Annotated in this window: 16 protein-coding genes; 10 read left to right on the forward strand and 6 right to left on the reverse strand. The window is 65.0% G+C overall.

Translation table 11 applies throughout. The features are described 5' to 3' along the window. Positions 1–75: 75 nt before the first annotated feature. Together IVB27_RS32245 and IVB27_RS32250 are read right to left on the reverse strand one after the other, a co-directional pair. Positions 76–1,272, reverse strand: a complete 1,197-nt coding sequence (locus tag IVB27_RS32245; protein ID WP_247446822.1) for an acetyl-CoA C-acyltransferase — start codon at positions 1,270–1,272, stop codon at positions 76–78. Between the two features lie 140 nt (positions 1,273–1,412). Next, positions 1,413–2,183, reverse strand: coding sequence for an enoyl-CoA hydratase (locus IVB27_RS32250; RefSeq protein ID WP_247446823.1), 771 nt, complete (start codon positions 2,181–2,183; stop codon positions 1,413–1,415). A gap of 154 nt (positions 2,184–2,337) precedes the next feature. Between IVB27_RS32250 and IVB27_RS32255 the strand changes: the two genes are divergently transcribed. Then, complete coding sequence (locus IVB27_RS32255) at positions 2,338–2,871, forward strand: PaaI family thioesterase (protein WP_247446824.1); 534 nt, start codon at positions 2,338–2,340, stop codon at positions 2,869–2,871. A 64-nt stretch (positions 2,872–2,935) separates the two neighbouring features. Then, positions 2,936–3,556, forward strand: coding sequence for a TetR/AcrR family transcriptional regulator (locus IVB27_RS32260; protein WP_247345957.1), 621 nt, complete (start codon positions 2,936–2,938; stop codon positions 3,554–3,556). Between the two features lie 6 nt (positions 3,557–3,562). Here IVB27_RS32260 and IVB27_RS32265 read toward each other — a convergent pair whose 3' ends face one another. Beyond that, entirely contained in the window at positions 3,563–4,477 is a 915-nt protein-coding gene (locus IVB27_RS32265) for a LysR family transcriptional regulator (protein WP_247446825.1), read from the reverse strand. Positions 4,478–4,580: 103 nt separating this feature from the next. On the opposite strand from IVB27_RS32265, the gene IVB27_RS32270 reads away from it, so the two are divergent. The 8 genes from IVB27_RS32270 to IVB27_RS32305 all read left to right on the forward strand — a co-directional run bounded on the left by IVB27_RS32270 (position 4,581) and on the right by IVB27_RS32305 (position 13,892). Then, positions 4,581–6,077: a CoA-acylating methylmalonate-semialdehyde dehydrogenase gene (locus IVB27_RS32270; protein WP_247345963.1), complete on the forward strand. Its 1,497-nt coding sequence runs from the start codon at positions 4,581–4,583 to the stop codon at positions 6,075–6,077. Positions 6,078–6,196: 119 nt separating this feature from the next. Beyond that, positions 6,197–7,342, forward strand: a complete 1,146-nt coding sequence (locus IVB27_RS32275; RefSeq protein ID WP_247446826.1) for an isobutyryl-CoA dehydrogenase — start codon at positions 6,197–6,199, stop codon at positions 7,340–7,342. Next, positions 7,339–8,406, forward strand: coding sequence for an enoyl-CoA hydratase/isomerase family protein (locus IVB27_RS32280; RefSeq protein ID WP_247446827.1), 1,068 nt, complete (start codon positions 7,339–7,341; stop codon positions 8,404–8,406). The genes IVB27_RS32275 and IVB27_RS32280 overlap by 4 nt, the downstream gene beginning before the upstream one ends. 31 nt (positions 8,407–8,437) lie before the next feature. Continuing rightward, positions 8,438–9,328 (forward strand): 3-hydroxyisobutyrate dehydrogenase, encoded by an 891-nt coding sequence (mmsB, locus tag IVB27_RS32285; protein WP_247446828.1) that lies wholly within the window; start codon positions 8,438–8,440, stop codon positions 9,326–9,328. After that, positions 9,328–11,046, forward strand: coding sequence for an AMP-binding protein (locus IVB27_RS32290; protein WP_247446829.1), 1,719 nt, complete (start codon positions 9,328–9,330; stop codon positions 11,044–11,046). Before mmsB ends, IVB27_RS32290 begins: the two co-directional genes overlap by 1 nt. After that, positions 11,047–11,526, forward strand: a complete 480-nt coding sequence (locus IVB27_RS32295; protein WP_007609115.1) for a MaoC family dehydratase — start codon at positions 11,047–11,049, stop codon at positions 11,524–11,526. A 234-nt stretch (positions 11,527–11,760) separates the two neighbouring features. Further along, positions 11,761–12,678: an SDR family NAD(P)-dependent oxidoreductase gene (locus IVB27_RS32300; RefSeq protein ID WP_247446830.1), complete on the forward strand. Its 918-nt coding sequence runs from the start codon at positions 11,761–11,763 to the stop codon at positions 12,676–12,678. Next, a complete protein-coding gene (locus tag IVB27_RS32305) occupies positions 12,675–13,892 on the forward strand; it encodes a BaiN/RdsA family NAD(P)/FAD-dependent oxidoreductase (protein WP_256468482.1) in 1,218 nt (405 codons plus the stop codon). Before IVB27_RS32300 ends, IVB27_RS32305 begins: the two co-directional genes overlap by 4 nt. A gap of 111 nt (positions 13,893–14,003) precedes the next feature. Here IVB27_RS32305 and IVB27_RS32310 read toward each other — a convergent pair whose 3' ends face one another. From IVB27_RS32310 to IVB27_RS32320, 3 genes are read right to left on the reverse strand one after another with little or no spacing between them, the layout of a single operon-like run. Continuing rightward, positions 14,004–15,083 (reverse strand): D-TA family PLP-dependent enzyme, encoded by a 1,080-nt coding sequence (locus IVB27_RS32310; protein WP_247446832.1) that lies wholly within the window; start codon positions 15,081–15,083, stop codon positions 14,004–14,006. Positions 15,084–15,086: 3 nt separating this feature from the next. Further along, positions 15,087–16,892 (reverse strand): ABC-F family ATP-binding cassette domain-containing protein, encoded by a 1,806-nt coding sequence (locus IVB27_RS32315; RefSeq protein ID WP_247446833.1) that lies wholly within the window; start codon positions 16,890–16,892, stop codon positions 15,087–15,089. A gap of 8 nt (positions 16,893–16,900) precedes the next feature. Next, a complete protein-coding gene (locus IVB27_RS32320; RefSeq protein WP_247345994.1) occupies positions 16,901–17,398 on the reverse strand; it encodes a YaiI/YqxD family protein in 498 nt (165 codons plus the stop codon). Positions 17,399–17,422: the final 24 nt, after the last annotated feature.

A 17,422-nucleotide genomic window follows, 5' to 3' on the forward strand; every position in this document is an offset into this window, starting at 1 on the left:
CTGCGCGAGTTTGCAGAATGGCACGCGACGCGTCTGTCGGAAATGACAGAGTTCCCTCATTTCCGGACTTTTACGTCAGTGCGTCAGGCGCTCCACCGCGATCGCAGTGGCTTCGCCGCCGCCGATGCAGAGCGCCGCCACACCGCGCTTGAGGTTTTTTGCTTCGAGCGCATGCAGCAGCGTCACGATCAGCCGTGCGCCGGTGGCGCCGATGGGGTGGCCGAGCGCGCAGGCGCCGCCGTTGATGTTGAGCTTCTCGCGGGGAATGCCGAGATCGCGCTGCGCCGCCATCGCCACCACGGCGAAGGCTTCGTTGATCTCGAACAGATCGACATCGCCGGCACTCCAGCCGACCTTGTCCAGGAGCTTGCGGATCGCCGGGATCGGCGCCGTGGTGAACCATTGCGGCTCCTGGCTATGGGTGGCGTGGCCCTTGATCTCTGCCAATGCGGGCAGGCCATCGCGATCGGCGAGCGACCGCGTCGTCAGCACCAGCGCGGCGGCGCCGTCGGCGTTGGCGGAGGAGGCCGCCGGCGTGATGGTGCCGTTGGCGCGGAACGCCGGCTTCAGCCCGGGAATCTTTGCGGGATCGACCTTCAGCGGATGCTCGTCATTGGCGACGATGCGGGGGCCTGCCTTCTCGCTCAGCGTGATCGGCGCGATCTCGGCCTTGAACGCACCACCCTCCACCGCCTTGCGCGCGCGACTCAGCGTCTCCATCGCATAGGCGTCCTGGTCCTTGCGGGTAAACTGATAGGCTTCCGCAGTCGCCTCGCCGAAATCGCCCATCGAGCGGCCGGTCTCGTAGGCGTCTTCGAGGCCGTCCATCATCATGTGGTCGATGATGCGGTCATGGCCGGCGCGATAGCCGCCGCGTGCCTTCGCCAGCAGATACGGCGCGTTGCTCATGCTCTCCATGCCGCCGGAGACGACGATCTCGGCCGAACCGGCGCGAATGATGTCGTGCGCCAACATGGTCGCCTTCATGCCGGAGCCGCAGACCTTGTTGACGGTTGTCGCGCCGGTGGCGTCGGGCAGGCCGGCTGCACGCGCAGCCTGGCGCGCCGGGGCCTGGCCCTGGCCGGCCGGCAGCACGCAGCCCATGAAGACCTCGTCGACCTTTTCCGGCGCGAGCTTCGCACGCTCCAACGCCGCGGCGATCACATGCGACCCGAGCTTGTGGGCGGGCAGCGGCGACAGCTCGCCCATGAAACGGCCGAGCGGGCTACGGATGGCGGAGACAATGACGACAGGATCGGCGGTTTCGGCCATGGCGGGACTCCCTGCGATGGTGGGTAAGATTATGACCATCATATGATGCGGCGCAAAAAATGCAACCGCATCCGGCATGAGAAATTGTCGTGGCTCGGATGAGATTTGCTCGTTCGAAGGGAGGAGGCTGTGGGGCAGGCTTACCGCTTCCGGTCGACGAACGCCTGCATCAGCCGCGTCGGCTCGTCGGTCAGGAACGATTGGCCGAACACTTTCACGCTCAAATTCACCGACTCCGTCAGCGGCAGTTCCTCCCATTGCCGAAGCAGTGCCTTCTGCGATCGCAGCGCCTCGGGGCCGCATTCGAGCAGCGCCTGCACGAGGTGCTCGACGGCCGCGTCCAGTCCGCCCTCCGGCGCGACTTTGTCGACCAGACCCCAGGCCAGCGCCGTCGGCGCGTCGATGTTTTCGGCGGTCATCACCAGCCAGCGCGCGCGGGCCCAGCCGATCAGGCGCGGCAGCAGCGCGGCATGGATCACCGAGGGGATACCGACGCGTACCTCCGGCATGCCGAAATGCGCATCATGCGCGGCAATGCGGAAGTCGCAGGCCGCGGCCACTTCGAGCCCGCCGCCGAGGCACCAGCCCGGCATGCGTGCGATCACGGGGGCGGGGAAGGCGCGCACGGCCTCGCAGAGATCGCGCAGGCGGCTGATGAAGGCTTCGGCGGATGTCTGGTCGAGCTTCACCATCTCCTTGATGTCGGCGCCGCCGATCATGCTCTTCTCGCTCTGGCCGCGCAGCACCATGACGCGGATGCTGCGATCAGTCGCGAGCTTCTGCAAACCTTCGCGGACCGCGTCGGTCACGGGGGAGCCGAGGATGTTGAGCGAGCCGGCGTTGCAGATCGCGACATGAACGACGCCGCGCGCGTCGCGCGTCACGCCGCAGTGGTGGTTGAGCATTTCCATGATGGGATCTCTGATTTCGTGGACGTTGCGCAAAGGTACGCCGTTCGGGATCACTTCCGAGCCGAAACGCATTGGTTGTCAAGCGGTGGGGAGGCGGAGTTGCCGGCGCGAAGTCCGCGAGATAGCATGATGTACATCATGCAAAGGAGTATCCATGCCCGACAACGATCAACCCGACCTGTTTTCACCCGCGCAACGGCGCGAGCGTGTCGTGGACTGGCAAGTGCCCGCGCCGGTCGCAAAGGCGGCGATGGGGCTATCGGGCATGGATGCGATGATGGGCATCCGCGACGGCCGCCTGCCGCCGCTGCCGTTTGCAAAACTGATCGGCTTCACCATGGCCGTGGTCGAACCGGGCCGGATCGTGATGGAACTGGAGCCGCGCGAGGATATCGAAGATACCATCGGGCTCCTGCACGGGGCGACCGCCGCGGCGCTGATCGATACTGCCATGGGCTGTGCGATCTCGACCCGGTTGGAGGCCGGGCAGAGCTCGGTCACTCTCGATCTGAAAGTGACCTTCCTGCGTCCGCTCTCGGTTCGTTCCGGGCTGATTTCGGCCGAAGGCAAAGTGATCAAGCTGGGACGCCAGAGCAGCTACGCCGATGGTTTTGTGCGCGACGGCAAGGGGGCGCTTGCGGTGCATGCAACTGCAACCTTTTCGATGATCGGCAATATCTTAACATGAATTAATGCGCCGCCTGGTCCATTTCTGTGTTATGAGATGATCTTCGACATTCAATGAGACCAGCATGCGCTATTCCCGGGAACACAAGCAGGAAACACACGACCGTATCGTGAAGAAGGCTTCCGTGCGGCTGCGCGAAAAGGGCGCCCACGGCATTGGCGTCGCCGACCTCATGAAGGAAGCGGGCCTGACCCATGGCGGCTTCTACGCGCATTTCGATTCCCGCGAGGCGCTGGTGATCGAGGCGTTTGGCTACGCCATGGATCGCGGGATGGACCATTGGCGCAAGATCACCGACGAGGTCGCGCCGGAGAAGCGGCTGGCGCTGATCGCGGAAGCCTATCTCTCAGCGCTCCATCGCGACAATCCCGGCCATGGTTGCTCGATCCCCGCGCTCGGCGCCGAGATCGCCCGCGAGAGCCCGAAAACGCGAAAGGCCTTTGCCGGCAAGCTCGACGAGATGATCGAGATGATGACCGACTTCATCCCGAACCTCCCGCGCAAGGCCGCGCGCAAGCAGGCAATCGCGACGCTGACCACCATGGCCGGCACCATGCTGCTGGCGCGCATCGCCGGCTCGAGCGAGCTGTCGGACGAGGTGCTGAAGACGGGCAGGGAGAGCGCGCTGGATGGCGCGCGCCGTGAGCCGAAGACTGCGGCGGCGAAGAAGGCGAAGCAGAATTAACCCACCCTACGAGGTCCGCCCCGCAAACAGAGCCCGCTCGCGCTCGACGATCTCGCTGATGTAATCCGCCACAGCCCTGATCCGCGCGAGGTCCTTGCTGTCGGCGTGCATCAGCATCCAGAAGGTGCGGGTGATCGAGACCTCTTCCGTCAGTACCGCAATCAGCTGCGGATAGTCGGCCGCCATGAAGTGCGGCAGGACAGCGATACCGAATCCTGCGAGCGTGGCATTGAGCTGCGCGATCAGATTGGCGCTGCGCAAGCGTGCGGAGATCTTCGGCGACACCTGCGGCAGATAATCGAGCTCGGGCGTGAACAGCAGCTCCTCGATATAGCCAACGAAGCGGTGCTGCGGCAGGACCTCGCGCGAGGTGATTTTCGGGAAGCGGTCGAGATAGGCGGGCGCGGCATAGAGCCCGAGGCGGTAGTCGAGCAGTTTGCGGCCGACGATGCGGCCTTCCTTCGGCATGGTCAGGCTGATGGCAATATCGGCCTCGCGCTTGGAGAGGCTGAACAGCCGCGCGGTCGCGACCAGTTGCAGATCGAGGTCGGGATAGCGGTCGGCGAAGGGCGCGAGCCGCGGCGCCAGGAACGCAGTCCCAAAACCGTCGGGCGCGCCGATCCGCACCGTGCCGGTCAGCCGGGCCACGGAGCCGCCGACCTGCTCCTGGTTGGCGACGATGGTCGATTCCATGGCTTCCGCGCTGTCGGCGACGCGCTGCCCGGCCTCTGTCAGGAGGTAACCGGTCTTGCGCCGGTCAAACAGCTTTGCCGAGAGGTGCTTCTCCAGCCGGTCGACGCGGCGGATGACGGTGGCATGGTCGACGCCGAGCTGTTTTGCCGCAGCCGAAACCGAGCCGCCCCGCACGATGGCCAGCACGAAGCGGAAGTCGTCCCAGTCGATAGCGCCTTGATCCAGCATTTTCGCACATCTATGGTGCATTATCTCAGACTTGAATCCTATAAAATGCAGGTTGATAGGATTTGTCAAAGCGATCGTGCTCGACTTCCAGGGAGATCATGCCATGCGTTCAATCGGACATTTCATCGGCGGCAGGGAGGTCAAGGGCACATCGGGCCGCACCGCCGACGTTTTCGAGCCGATGACCGGTGACGTCCAGGGCAAGGTAGCGCTGGCGTCCAAGGCCGAGGTCCGCGCTGCCGTCGAGAACGCCCGCGCCGCGCAGCCGGAATGGGCCGCGACCAACCCGCAGCGCCGTGCCCGCGTGATGATGAAATTCGTCGAGCTGGTGCAGCGCGACTACGACAAGCTTGCCGAGATGCTGGCGCGTGAGCACGGCAAGACCGTGCCCGACGCCAAGGGCGACATCCAGCGCGGCCTCGAAGTCGCGGAATTCGCCTGCGGCATCCCGCATCTGATGAAGGGCGAATACACCGAAGGCGCCGGACCCGGCATCGACATCTACTCCATGCGCCAGGCGCTCGGCGTCGTCGCCGGCATCACGCCGTTCAATTTCCCGGCAATGATCCCGATGTGGAAGTTCGCCCCCGCGATCGCCTGCGGCAACGCCTTCATCCTGAAGCCGTCGGAGCGCGATCCCGGCGTGCCGATGATGCTGGCCGCGCTGATGATCGAGGCGGGCCTGCCGGCCGGCATCCTCAATGTCGTCAACGGCGACAAGGAGGCGGTCGACGCCATCCTGGACGATCCCGACATCAAGGCCGTCGGCTTCGTCGGCTCCACGCCGATCGCGCAATACATCTACGAGCGTGCCGCGCAGACCGGCAAGCGCTGCCAGTGTTTTGGCGGCGCCAAGAACCACGCCATCATCATGCCCGACGCCGACATGGACCAGGCCGTCGACGCACTGATCGGCGCCGGCTACGGTTCGGCCGGCGAACGCTGCATGGCTGTCTCGGTGGCCGTGCCCGTCGGCAAGTCCGCCGCCGACCGCCTGATGGAAAAGCTGATCCCGCGCGTCGAGTCGCTCAAGATCGGCACCTCGATCGATCCGTCGGCCGATTACGGTCCGCTGGTGACGCGCGAGGCGGTCGAGAAGGTCAAGGGCTATATCGATATCGGCATCAAGGAAGGCGCGACGCTCGCCGTCGACGGCCGCGGCTTCAAGATGCAGGGCTACGAGAACGGCTTCTATCTCGGCGGTTCGCTGTTCGACAACGTCACCAAGGACATGCGGATCTACAAGGAAGAGATCTTTGGTCCCGTGCTCTCGGTCGTGCGCGCGCACGACTACAAGGAAGCGCTGGCGCTGCCGTCCGAACATGACTACGGCAACGGTGTTGCGATCTTCACCCGCGACGGCGATGCCGCACGCGACTTCGCGGCCAAGGTCAATGTCGGCATGGTCGGCATCAACGTGCCGATCCCGGTGCCGATCGCCTACTACACCTTCGGCGGCTGGAAGAAGTCCGGCTTCGGCGATCTCAACCAGCACGGCCCGGACTCGGTCCGCTTCTACACCAAGACCAAGACGGTGACCTCGCGCTGGCCGTCCGGCGTCAAGGAAGGCGCGGAGTTCTCGATTCCGCTGATGAAGTAAGGCTGTAGCCCAGCCCGTCATTGCGAGCGTAGCGAAGCAATCCAGACTTTCTCCTCGGTCACACTGGATTGCTTCGTCGCTTCGCTCCTCGCAATGACGAGAACAGTGAGCAGCCCATCATGCAGTTCGCTCTGAACGAGGATCAGATCGCGGTTCGCGACATGGCGTTGGCGTTTGCGGCTTCGAGGATCGCGCCGCACGCGCTACGCTGGGACGAGGAGAAACATTTTCCCGTCGAAATCATGCGCGAGGCCGCCACGCTCGGGATGGGCGGCATCTACATCCGCGAGGATGTCGGCGGCTCCGCCATGACCCGGTTCGACGCGGCGCTGATTTTTGAGGCGCTGGCGACGGGCTGTCCGACCACCTCGGCTTTCATCTCCATCCACAACATGGCGTCCTGGATGATCGATGCCTACGGCAGCGACACCCAGCGCCACACATGGTTGCCAAAGCTCTGCACCATGGAGCTGATTGCGAGCTACTGCCTGACCGAGCCCGGCGCCGGCTCGGACGCGGCGGCGCTGCGCACCCGCGCCGTGCGCGACGGCGATCACTATGTGCTGAACGGCCAGAAGCAGTTCATTTCCGGCGCCGGTGGTACTGATCTCCTGGTCACGATGGTGCGCACCGGTGGCGATGGTCCCGGCGGTATCTCGACCCTAGTCATCGACGGCAAGACGCTGGGCGTCTCGTTCGGCGGCAACGAGCGCAAGATGGGCTGGAACGCGCAGCCGACCCGCGCCGTGATTTTCGAGAACGTCCGCGTGCCGGTCGCCAATCGCTTAAGCGAAGAGGGCGTCGGCTTCAAGATTGCGATGGCCGGTCTCGACGGCGGACGCCTCAACATCACGGCATGCTCGCTCGGTGGTGCGCAGACCGCGTTCGACAAGGCGCGTTCCTACATGAAAGCGCGCAAAGCCTTCGGCAAGCGCCTAGACGAATTCCAGGCGCTGCAATTCCGCCTCGCCGACATGGCAATCGAGCTCGAGGCCGCGCGCACATTCTTGTGGCGCGCAGCGGCGGCGCTGGACCGCAAGGACCCGGACGCCACCATGCTGTGTGCCATGGCCAAGCGTTTTGGGACCGACGCCGGCTTCGAGGTCGCCAACCAGGCGCTCCAGCTCCATGGCGGCTACGGTTACCTCAGCGAATACGGGATCGAGAAGATCGTGCGCGATTTGCGGGTGCACCAGATCCTCGAAGGCACCAATGAAATCATGCGGCTCATCGTGGCGCGCAAACTGATCGAGGGCGGGCGATGAGTGGTGTGGAAGAGCACGGTCTGGTCGCACGGGTCGAAGGCTCGGCCGGCATTATCAGGCTCAACCGTCCGAAGGCGATCAACGCCGTGACGCTGGAGATGTTTCGCGGCATCGACAAGGCGCTCGACCGTTTTGGGGCCGATCCTGCTGTTGCGGTGATCGTGCTGGAAGGTGCCGGCGAGCGCGGCCTGTGTGCCGGCGGCGACATCCGCGCGCTCTGGGAGAGCTCGAAGGTCGACGGCGATCTCGGCAAGATTCTGTGGCGGGAGGAGTACATCCTCAACGCCCGGATCAAGAAATTCCCAAAACCCTATGTCGCCTTCATGGACGGCATCGTGATGGGCGGCGGCGTCGGGCTCTCGGCCCATGCGAGCCATCGAATCGTCAGCGAGCGCACCAGGCTCGCGATGCCCGAGGTCGGGCTCGGTTTCTTCCCCGATGTCGGCGGCACCTATCTGTTGTCACGCTCGCCGGGCGAGATCGGCACCTATTTTGGTCTCACCGGCCAGACCATGAACGGCCCCGACGCCATCCATGCGAAATTCGCCGATGCCGTGGTGCCGGTTGCCAAATGGCCGGGGCTGCGTGAGGCGCTGACCAAGGTTCGCCAGGGCGTGACCGCGGCTGATGTGAGCAAGTTGATCAACGGTTTTGCCACAGGCGAGGCCGCGGGGCCCGTGGCGGCCAGGCAGGCGACGATCGACGCATTGTTCGGCTTCCACGGCATGGAGGACATCGTCGCTGCGCTCAAGCGCGACGGCTCGGAGTTCGCCCATGCGACATTGAAGACGCTCAATGAAAAGTCACCGCGCGGCTTGGTGGTAACATTGAAGCTTTTGCGGCTTGCACGCACGGCGTCGAGCCTGGAAGAGTGCCTGGTGCGCGAATATCGCGCCGCGCTGGAAGTTTTCCGCAGCGATGATTTTCGCGAGGGCGTACGCGCCGCCGTGATCGACAAGGACCGCAATCCGACCTGGTCGCCGCCGCGCATCGAGGATGTCACGCCGGACCTGCTTGCGCCCTATCTCGCCGAGATTGGCGCCGACGAATTGAAGTTTAACTAATCAACGAAACGCATAAGCGGAGGACATCGAGATGGCCACGATTGCATTCATCGGTCTCGGCAACATGGGCGGCCCGATGGCGGCCAATCTGGTCAAAGCCGGCCACAAGGTGGTGGCCTTCGACCTGGCCGAGGCCTCGCGCAACCAGGCCAAGGCCGATGGCGCCGGCATCGCCGACAGCGCGGCGGGCGCCGTGAAGGGCGCTGATGTGGTCGTCACGATGCTGCCCGCCGGCAAGCACGTTCTCGGCGTGTGGGGAGAGGTCGTTCCTGCGATGGCCAAGGGCGCCCTGATCATCGACAGTTCCACCATCGACGTCGAGAGCGCACGGCAGGCGCATGCGCTGGCCGCCAAGGACGGCGTGCTCGCGATCGATGCGCCGGTCTCCGGCGGCACCGGTGGTGCCAAGGGTGCGACGCTGACCTTCATGTGCGGCGGCGAGGAGCGCGCGTTTGCGGCGGCCAAGCCGGTGCTGGAGAAGATGGGCAAGAAGATCGTGCATTGCGGCGGCGCCGGCGCGGGCCAGGCGGCAAAGATCTGCAACAACATGATCCTCGGCATTTCCATGATCGCGGTGAGCGAAGCCTTTGCGTTGGCTGAGAAGCTCGGCCTCTCGCATCAGGCGCTGTTCGACGTCGCCTCGACCTCGTCGGGCCAGTGCTGGTCGCTCACGACCTATTGCCCGGTGCCGGGACCGGTGCCGACCTCGCCGGCCAACAACGACTACAAGCCGGGTTTTGCCTCGGCGCTGATGGTAAAGGATCTGACGCTGGCGCAGGACGCCGCCAAGGCCGCGGGTGCGGCGACGCCGCTCGGCAAGCATGCGCAGGAGATCTATCAGTCCTTCGACGCAGCCGGCCAGGGCGGGGTGGATTTTTCCGGAATTATCAAGCACGTTAGGAGTCTGGCCGGGAAAGCTTGATGACGACATTTCAGGAAGCGCGCGCGTTTCTGCTTCATAACCGCACGGACTATGAGACAGCGGTCAAGGACTTCCGCTGGCCCGATCCGGTTCCTTTCAACTGGGCGCTCGACTGGTTCGACGCCGAGCTGGCGGCGAATATTGACAGCAAGGATCGTCCTGCGCTCTGGATCGTCGATGCCGCACAGGACCGGCAGACCAAATTGTCCTTCGCGGCACTCTCGCTCCGCTCCAACCAGGTGGCGAACTTCCTCCGCGCGCAGGGCCTGAAGCGCGGCGATCATCTCCTGCTGCTGCTCGGCAATGTGGTTCCGCTGTGGGAGACCATGCTGGCTGCGATAAAGCTCGGCGTCGTCGTGATTCCCGCCACCACGCTGCTCACGGCCGACGAACTCCGCGACCGGCTCGATCGCGGCAAGGCGAAGGCGGTGGTCGCCGCCGAGGATCAGGTCGCAAAATTCACCAGCCTTGGTGCGGAGAACATCGTCCGCATTGTGGTCGGTGCGGCCTCCGACGGCTGGCTTGCCTATGACGGAGCGGTAAAAGCTTCGGAGCAATTCACGCCTGACGGCCCGACCAACGCCGATGACGCGATGCTGCTCTATTTCACCTCGGGCACCACGGCAAAGCCAAAACTGGTGCGGCACAGCCAGCGCAGTTATCCCGTCGGCCACCTCTCGACCATGTACTGGATCGGGTTGAAGCCTGGCGATGTCCATCTCAACATCTCCTCGCCCGGCTGGGCCAAGCACGCCTGGAGCTGTTTGTTCGCGCCGTGGAATGCGGGCGCGACCGTGTTCGTGGTCAACCAGCCGCGCTTCGACGCCAAGGGATTGCTTGCCACCATCGGCCGCTGCGGCGTCACCACGCTGTGTGCGCCGCCGACGGTGTGGCGGCTGTTCATCCAGGAGAACCTCGCAGCTTTCAAGGTGGCGTTGCGCGAGGTCTGCGGCGCAGGCGAGCCGCTCAATCCTGAAGTGATCGACCAGGTGCAGGCCGCTTGGGGCCTTACCATCCGCGACGGCTATGGCCAGACTGAAACGACCGCGCTCGCCGGCAACTCGCCGGGGCAAAAGATCAAGGTCGGATCGATGGGCCGGCCCTTGCCGGGCTACCGCGTGCAGGTCAGCGACGCCGACGGCTATCCTGCCAGGGAAGGCGAGGTGGCGCTGCTGCTGGGCCGTGAGCGCCCTGCCGGCCTGATGCAGGGATATCAGGGCGACGACGGCGGGCTGTCCGGCGCCGAAGGCGAACTCTATCGCAGCGGTGACGTTGTGTTCGAAGACGAGGATGGCTATCTCACCTTCGTCGGCCGCTCCGACGACGTGTTCAAATCCTCCGATTATCGCATCAGCCCGTTCGAGCTGGAGAGCGTGTTGCTCGAGCATGAGCTGGTGGCGGAAGCCGCCGTGGTGCCGAGCCCGGATCCGATCCGGCTCGCGGTTCCCAAGGCCTTCGTGCTGCTGACCGCGGGCGCGGAGCGATCGCCAGCGACGGCGCTCTCCATCTTCCAACATCTGCATACGCGCCTTGCGCCGTTCAAGCGCATCCGCCGCCTCGAAATCGTCACGGAGCTGCCGAAGACGATCTCAGGCAAGATCCGCCGCGTGCAGCTACGACGTATCGAGCGCGACGACGACCGCAACGATCCCCTGCGCGGCCGGGAATTCCGGGAAGAGGATTTTCCGGAGCTGCCGAAAACACGGAGTGAGACCTAAGTGAACGAAGTCTGGAAGAAGCCGCCGATTTCCTTGGACGCCTATCAGGCCATGGTCGGCAAGGAGATCGGCGTGTCGTCGTGGCATCTGGTCGACCAGCCCCGCATCGACACCTATGCCGACGTGATCGAGGATCACCAGTTCATCCATGTCGATCCGGAGCGTGCGAAGAAGGAGACGGCGTTCGGCACCACCATCGCGCACGGCTTCCTCACGATGTCGCTGCTGTCGATCATGTCCTACGAGGTGATGCCCGTCATCGCGGGCACCACGATGGGCGTCAATTACGGTTTCGACAAGCTGCGCTTCATCTCGCCGGTGCGCTCGGGCAAGCGGGTCCGCGGCCGCTTCGTGCTGGCGGAAGCCAAGCTGCGCAAGCCGAACGAATTGCAGTCGCGCACCAACGTCACGGTGGAGATCGAAGGCGAAGACAAGCCCGCGCTGGTCGCGGAGTGGCTTGGCTTGATCTATTTCGCCTAGCGTAGGTCGGCATGGCCGGGCTTGACCCGGCCAGCCATCGCTGCTCAAAAGCTGTTCAAATCTCTCGCGGAGCTTTCTCACCCTCTCCCCTGTGGGAGAGGGTGGCTTTGCGGAACGCGAAGCCGGGTGAGGGTATCTCTCCGCGAGCTCCGCCGTCGATAGAGACCCCTTATCCGGCGCTTCGCGCCACCTTCTCCCACAAGGGGCGAAGGAAGAAGAAGCAGGAACTGCACAATGGCAATCAGGTTCGACGGACGCGTCGCCATCGTTACCGGCGCGGGCAATGGTCTCGGACGGGCGCATGCGCTGGGGCTGGCGAGCCGCGGTGCGAAAGTCGTAGTCAACGATTTCGGCGGCGCGCGCGATGGCAGCGGCGGTTCGCTCTCGCCCGCGGAAGCCGTGGTCGAGGAAATCCGCAAGGCCGGCGGCACCGCGATGGCCGACGGCGCCGACGTTTCGAATTTCGAGCAGGTCACCGCCATGGTCGAGCGCGCCACCAGGGAGTGGGGCAGCGTGGACCTCTTGTGCGCCAATGCCGGCATTTTGCGCGACAAGTCGTTCGGCAAGATGGAAGCGGCCGATTTCCAGAAGGTGCTCGACGTGCACCTCGTCGGCACCTTCTATTGCTGCAAGGCGGCCTGGGCCGGCATGCGCGACCGCAGCTACGGCCGCATCGTGCTGACCACGTCGTCCTCCGGCCTCTACGGCAATTTCGGCCAGGCCAATTACGGTGCCGCCAAGTCCGGCATGGTCGGCCTGATGAACGTGCTGGCGGAAGAGGGCCGTAAGACCGACATCCGCGTCAACATCATCTCGCCGACGGCGGCAACCCGCATGACGGAAGAGCTGCTGCCGCCGCAGGCGCTGCAATTGATGAAGCCGAACGCGATCACGCCCGCGGTCGAGTACATGCTCAGTGAGGATGCGCCGACCCGCACCATCATGGGCGCCGGCGCCGGTTCGTTCGCGGTGATCAAGATCGTCGAGAGCGAAGGCGTCAACCTGCCGGAGGCCGAGTGGACCCCGGACGCGGTCGCGGCGCATTTCGCCGAGATCAGCGACATGTCGAAGGCGAAGGCGTTACAGGGCGCGTTCGAGCAGACGCAGAAATACGTGGCGCAGGCCGCGGCGCGCGCCGGGGTGAAACTCTGACAGGCGTCGCCGTCATCGGCGCCGGCCCTGCCGGGCTGATGGCGGCCGAAGTGCTGGCGCAAGGCGGTGCTCGCGTCACCGTCTACGACGCGATGCCGTCCGCGGGCCGCAAATTCTTGATGGCCGGCCGCGGCGGGCTCAATCTCACCCACAGCGAGCCGTTGCCGCAGTTCATGGCGCGCTATCGCGAGGCGGCGCCGAAGCTGCACGCGGCGATCGCAGCGCTTACGCCGGACGCCTTGCGTGCCTGGAGCGAGGCGCTGGGCGAGCCGACGTTTGTCGGCTCCAGCGGGCGTGTGTTTCCGAAAGCGTTCAAGGCCTCGCCCTTGCTGCGGGCCTGGCTGCGACGGCTCGATGCCGCCGGCGTGCGCTTTGCCTTTCGCCATCGCTGGATGGGCTGGGACGGGGAGGGACGGCTAGTCCTTGAAAAACCCGGCGGCGCCGCCGCCATCGCCGCAGACGCCACGGTGCTGGCACTCGGCGGCGCAAGCTGGCCGCGACTGGGCTCCGATGGCGGCTGGACGACGATCCTGGCCGACAAAGGCATTTCAATCTCGCCGCTGCGGCCTGCGAACTCCGGCTTCATCGTCGCTTGGTCCGAAATCTTCCGCACGCGCTTCGAAGGCCAGCCGCTCAAGGGTGCTGCGCTGTCCTTCGGCCCGCACCGCGCGCGCGGCGAGGCCGTCATCACAAGCGGCGGGATCGAGGGCGGGGCGATTTATGCATTGTCGGCCGAACTGCGCGAGGCGATTGCGGCGAACGCCGAAGCGGTCCTGCACGTCGCGTTGCGGCCGGACGTGCATCATGGCGAACTCGTCAAGCGTCTGTCCGCCTCGCGCGGCAAGCAATCATTCTCCAACTTCTTGCGCAAGGCTGCGCAGCTGTGTCCGGTCGCTGTCGGGCTGTTGCAGGAAGCCGCCATCGGTGCGGGTCAATCGTTGTCGGCAATGTCGGCTGAACAATTGGCGGAGCTGATCAACGCCGTGCCGATCAAGCTCACGGGCGTCGCGCCGATCGCGCGCGCGATCTCCAGCGCCGGTGGGATATCGTTCGACGAGCTCGACGCGGACTTCATGATCCGCAAGCTGCCGGGCGTGTTCGCAGCCGGTGAGATGCTGGACTGGGAGGCGCCGACGGGTGGCTATTTGCTTCAGGCCTCGTTCGCCACGGGGGCTGCGGCGGGGCGGGGTATGCTTAAGTGGCTCGACCGCTAAACACCGTCATTGCGAGCGTAGCGAAGCAATCCAGAATCCTCCACGGAGGTAGTCTGGATTGCTTCGTCGCAAGAGCTCCTCGCAATGACGGCTGTGGAATCGTCGAAGCCCCTACCGCAGCTTCCCCCGTGCCGCGACCGGAAGCGTGCCGATGATTTCTTCGCCGCGCACCATCACCACCTCGTCCATCATGTTGACGACGACGCAGACATGATTGGGCACGATCCGCACGATGTCGCCGACATTGGGCCTGGTGTTGCTGCGGGAGAGGTCCAGGAAGCCGTGCTCCTCGGCGAAGCGCGCGATCTTGGCTTCGGGGTGCTCCAGGATCAGGCCGTGGCCGTCGAGGCCGCCGGTGTCCGTGGTCAGCGTCTTTGAGCCGGCATCGAGGATGCCGCGCTCGGGCGCGGCGCGGCTGACCACCGCCGAATAGATGTGCAGCGCGCAATCGTCCCAGGTGGCGGAGCCGGCGGCGACCTGCATGCGGTCGTTGTAGATGTAGGTGCCGAAGCGGTGCTCGGTGCCGCCCTTGAGCTTGCCGAGATTCTTCAGGTTTGGCGTGCCACCGGTCGAGACGATTTTTGCATCCAGCCCGTGCGCGCGCACGCCGGCCAGGGCCTCGTCGTAGAACTTTTGCGCGTCCGCCCAGCCGGTCTCGGTCGGATACAGCATGAAGCCGGCGAACTCGAGCCCCTTGGACGCGGCGATCTCGCGCGCGAGCGCAATCGCCTCGGCCGGCGTTTCAACACCGGCGCGCTTGCGCCCAGTATCGCATTCGACCACGACCGACAGCGGTCGGCCCGACGCAGCGGCGGCCTTGGGCAGACCGGCGACGACGGTCGAATTGTCGGCGGCGGCCGTCATGTTGGCCTTGGCCTGCAACGCCCCTAACCGCGCCATCTTCTCGTCGCCGAGCAGGTTGTAGCTGATCAGGATATTATCGATGCCGGCATTGGCCATGATCTCGGCTTCACCGAGCTTCTGGCAGGTGATGCCTTTCGCGCCGGCCGCGATCTGCATCTTCGCGATAGTCGGATTCTTGTGCGTCTTGATGTGGGGACGGTTGGCTACACCCGCGTCATCGCAGGCCTTCTGGATGCGCGCGATGTTGCGTTCGACCTTGTCCATGTCGATGACGGCGCAGGGCGTGCCGTATTCGCGGGCAATTTTTGCAGCGAGTGTCGTTGTCATGGGTCAAGCTTTCTCGATCTCTTCGCGCCGCACTTCGAGCTCCAGCCATTTGTCCTCGGCCTCGGCCAGTTCCCCTTGCGCTTTCGTCAGAGCGTCGGAGGCCTGATCGAAGCGCTTGCGATCTTTGCGGAACAGATCGGGGTCGTCAAGGAACCGCTGCTGCTTGGCGATTTCGGCCTGCAGTTTGGCGATGGTCTTGGGCAGCGTCTCCAGCGCGTGTTGCTCGTTGAACGTCAACCGTCGTTTCGTGACGCCGGAAGGTGCTGCTGACCGCGTCTCTCTCTTCTCTTCGGCGGCTTTCGCTGTCGCGCGCTTCAAGTCGACGCCACGCTGGGCCAGCATGTCGGTGTAACCGCCGGCATATTCGAGCCAGCGCCCATCGCCCTCAGGCACGATCACGGACGTCACCACGCGGTCGAGAAAATCGCGATCATGGCTGATCAGAATTACGGTGCCCTCGTAGTCGCCGAGCATTTCCTCGAGGACGTCGAGGGTCTCGAGATCGAGGTCGTTGGTCGGCTCGTCCAGCACCAGGAGATTGGAGGGCTTCGCCAGCGCGCGTGCCAGCATCAGCCGGCCGCGCTCGCCGCCGGACAGCACCTCCAGCGGCGTGCGCATCTGTTCCTGGGCGAACAGGAAGTCCTTCATGTAGCTGACGACATGCTTTGGCTTGCCGCCGACCATGACGTGGTCGCCGCGGCCGCCGGTCAGCGCCTCGGCCAGCGTCGATTTGGGATCGAGACTTTCGCGGTGCTGGTCGAGCGTCGCCATCTCGATGTTGGCGCCGAGCCGTAAGCTGCCGCTGTCCGGTGCGCTGCCGCCGGTCAGCATCTCGATCAGCGTCGTCTTGCCGGCGCCGTTCGGGCCGACGATGCCGATGCGATCGCCGCGCTGGACGCGGATCGAGAAGCCGTCGACGATCTTTCGCTCGCCATAGGACCGGCTGATATTCTTAGCCTCGATGACGAGCTTGCCGGATTTGTCGGCTTCGGCAGCCGCGAGGTTGGCGTTGCCCGTCGCTCCGCGATGGGTGCGGCGCTGATCGCGCAGCGCGTGCAGGTTTCCAAGCCGCTTGACGTTGCGCTTGCGGCGGCCCGAGACGCCGTAGCGCAACCAGTGCTCCTCGTTGACGATCTTGCGGTCGAGCTTGTGCTGGTCGCGCTCTTCCTCCGCGAGCACCTCGTCGCGCCAGGCCTCAAAGGCGCTGAAGCCGCGGTCGATCTGCCGGATCTGGCCGCGGTCGAGCCAGGCGGTGCTGCGCGAGAGATTGCTCAGGAAGCGCCGATCGTGGCTGATGATCACCAGCGCGCAGCGGCGGCTCTCCAGTTCGCCCTCCAGCCATTCGATGGTCGTGAGATCCAGATGGTTGGTCGGCTCGTCCAGCAGCAGGATATCGGGCGAGGGCGCCAGCACGCGCGCCAGCGCGGCGCGGCGCGCTTCGCCGCCCGAGACATGCGCCGGGTCTTCTTCGCCGCTGAGGCCGAGCTGTTCGACCAGATAGCGCGCCTGATAGTGATCGTCGCCGGCATGGAGGCCGGCCTCGACATAGGCCAGCGTGGTGGAGAAACCGGCAAAATCGGGCTCCTGCGGCAGGTAGCGGATGGTGGCGCCGGGCTGCACGAAACGGCTGCCGCCATCCGGTTCGACCAGGCCGGCAGCGATCTTGAGCAGTGTCGATTTGCCCGAACCGTTGCGGCCGATCAGGCAGACGCGCTCGCCGGTCGAAACCGACAGTTCGACGTTCGCCAGGAGCGGCGTGCCGCCAAAGGTCAGCTTGATATCGCGCAGTTGAATCAGCGGTGGCGCCATGCGGTGTCTCAGTCCTGTCTTGTTGCGGCCTGGTCGGCGCGGCGGCGCTGAATGCGGCGGATGGTCTGGTCGAGCGTCGACAGAAACGTCGAGCGGTCGCGTGGTGCAAACGATTTCGGGCCGCCCGTGACTTCGCCTGCCGAGCGCAAATCCGTCATCAGGTTGCGGACCGCGAGCGTCATCCCGATCGATTCTTCCGTGAATGGCTTGCCGTTGGATGCAATCACATCGGCGCCGGCCTTCACGCAGCGGCTCGCGAGCGGAATATCCGTGGTAATAACGATATCGCCGGGCCCCGCGCGCTCGGCGATCCAGTCGTCGGCGGCATCCATACCGGCGCCCGCGGCCACCCGCTCGATCAGCGGGTCCTGCGGCACGCGGATGAAATTGCCCGCGACCACGCTCACGGGCAAGCCGTGCCTGCCGGCTACGCGATAGATTTCGTCCTTGACGGGGCAGGCGTCGGCGTCGACGTAGATGCGGGTGGTGTTTTGAGGGTTCGTCATTATCCGTAGATGGGGCTTGCGAAG

Origin of the sequence: Bradyrhizobium sp. 197 (genome assembly GCF_023073375.1) — a bacterium.
Classification (GTDB): Bacteria; Pseudomonadota; Alphaproteobacteria; order Rhizobiales; family Xanthobacteraceae; genus Bradyrhizobium.

What these genes read in the sequence shown, in the direction of transcription:
- IVB27_RS32245 (WP_247446822.1), bottom strand. Translation starts at nt 1,272, where the DNA reads ATGGCCGAAACCGCCGATCCTGTCGTCATTGTCTCCGCCATCCGTAGC.
- IVB27_RS32250 (WP_247446823.1), bottom strand. Translation starts at nt 2,183, where the DNA reads ATGGAAATGCTCAACCACCACTGCGGCGTGACGCGCGACGCGCGCGGC.
- IVB27_RS32255 (WP_247446824.1), top strand. Translation starts at nt 2,338, where the DNA reads ATGCCCGACAACGATCAACCCGACCTGTTTTCACCCGCGCAACGGCGC.
- IVB27_RS32260 (WP_247345957.1), top strand. Translation starts at nt 2,936, where the DNA reads ATGCGCTATTCCCGGGAACACAAGCAGGAAACACACGACCGTATCGTG.
- IVB27_RS32265 (WP_247446825.1), bottom strand. Translation starts at nt 4,477, where the DNA reads ATGCTGGATCAAGGCGCTATCGACTGGGACGACTTCCGCTTCGTGCTG.
- IVB27_RS32270 (WP_247345963.1), top strand. Translation starts at nt 4,581, where the DNA reads ATGCGTTCAATCGGACATTTCATCGGCGGCAGGGAGGTCAAGGGCACA.
- IVB27_RS32275 (WP_247446826.1), top strand. Translation starts at nt 6,197, where the DNA reads ATGCAGTTCGCTCTGAACGAGGATCAGATCGCGGTTCGCGACATGGCG.
- IVB27_RS32280 (WP_247446827.1), top strand. Translation starts at nt 7,339, where the DNA reads ATGAGTGGTGTGGAAGAGCACGGTCTGGTCGCACGGGTCGAAGGCTCG.
- mmsB (WP_247446828.1), top strand. Translation starts at nt 8,438, where the DNA reads ATGGCCACGATTGCATTCATCGGTCTCGGCAACATGGGCGGCCCGATG.
- IVB27_RS32290 (WP_247446829.1), top strand. Translation starts at nt 9,328, where the DNA reads ATGACGACATTTCAGGAAGCGCGCGCGTTTCTGCTTCATAACCGCACG.
- IVB27_RS32300 (WP_247446830.1), top strand. Translation starts at nt 11,761, where the DNA reads ATGGCAATCAGGTTCGACGGACGCGTCGCCATCGTTACCGGCGCGGGC.
- IVB27_RS32310 (WP_247446832.1), bottom strand. Translation starts at nt 15,083, where the DNA reads ATGACAACGACACTCGCTGCAAAAATTGCCCGCGAATACGGCACGCCC.
- IVB27_RS32315 (WP_247446833.1), bottom strand. Translation starts at nt 16,892, where the DNA reads ATGGCGCCACCGCTGATTCAACTGCGCGATATCAAGCTGACCTTTGGC.
- IVB27_RS32320 (WP_247345994.1), bottom strand. Translation starts at nt 17,398, where the DNA reads ATGACGAACCCTCAAAACACCACCCGCATCTACGTCGACGCCGACGCC.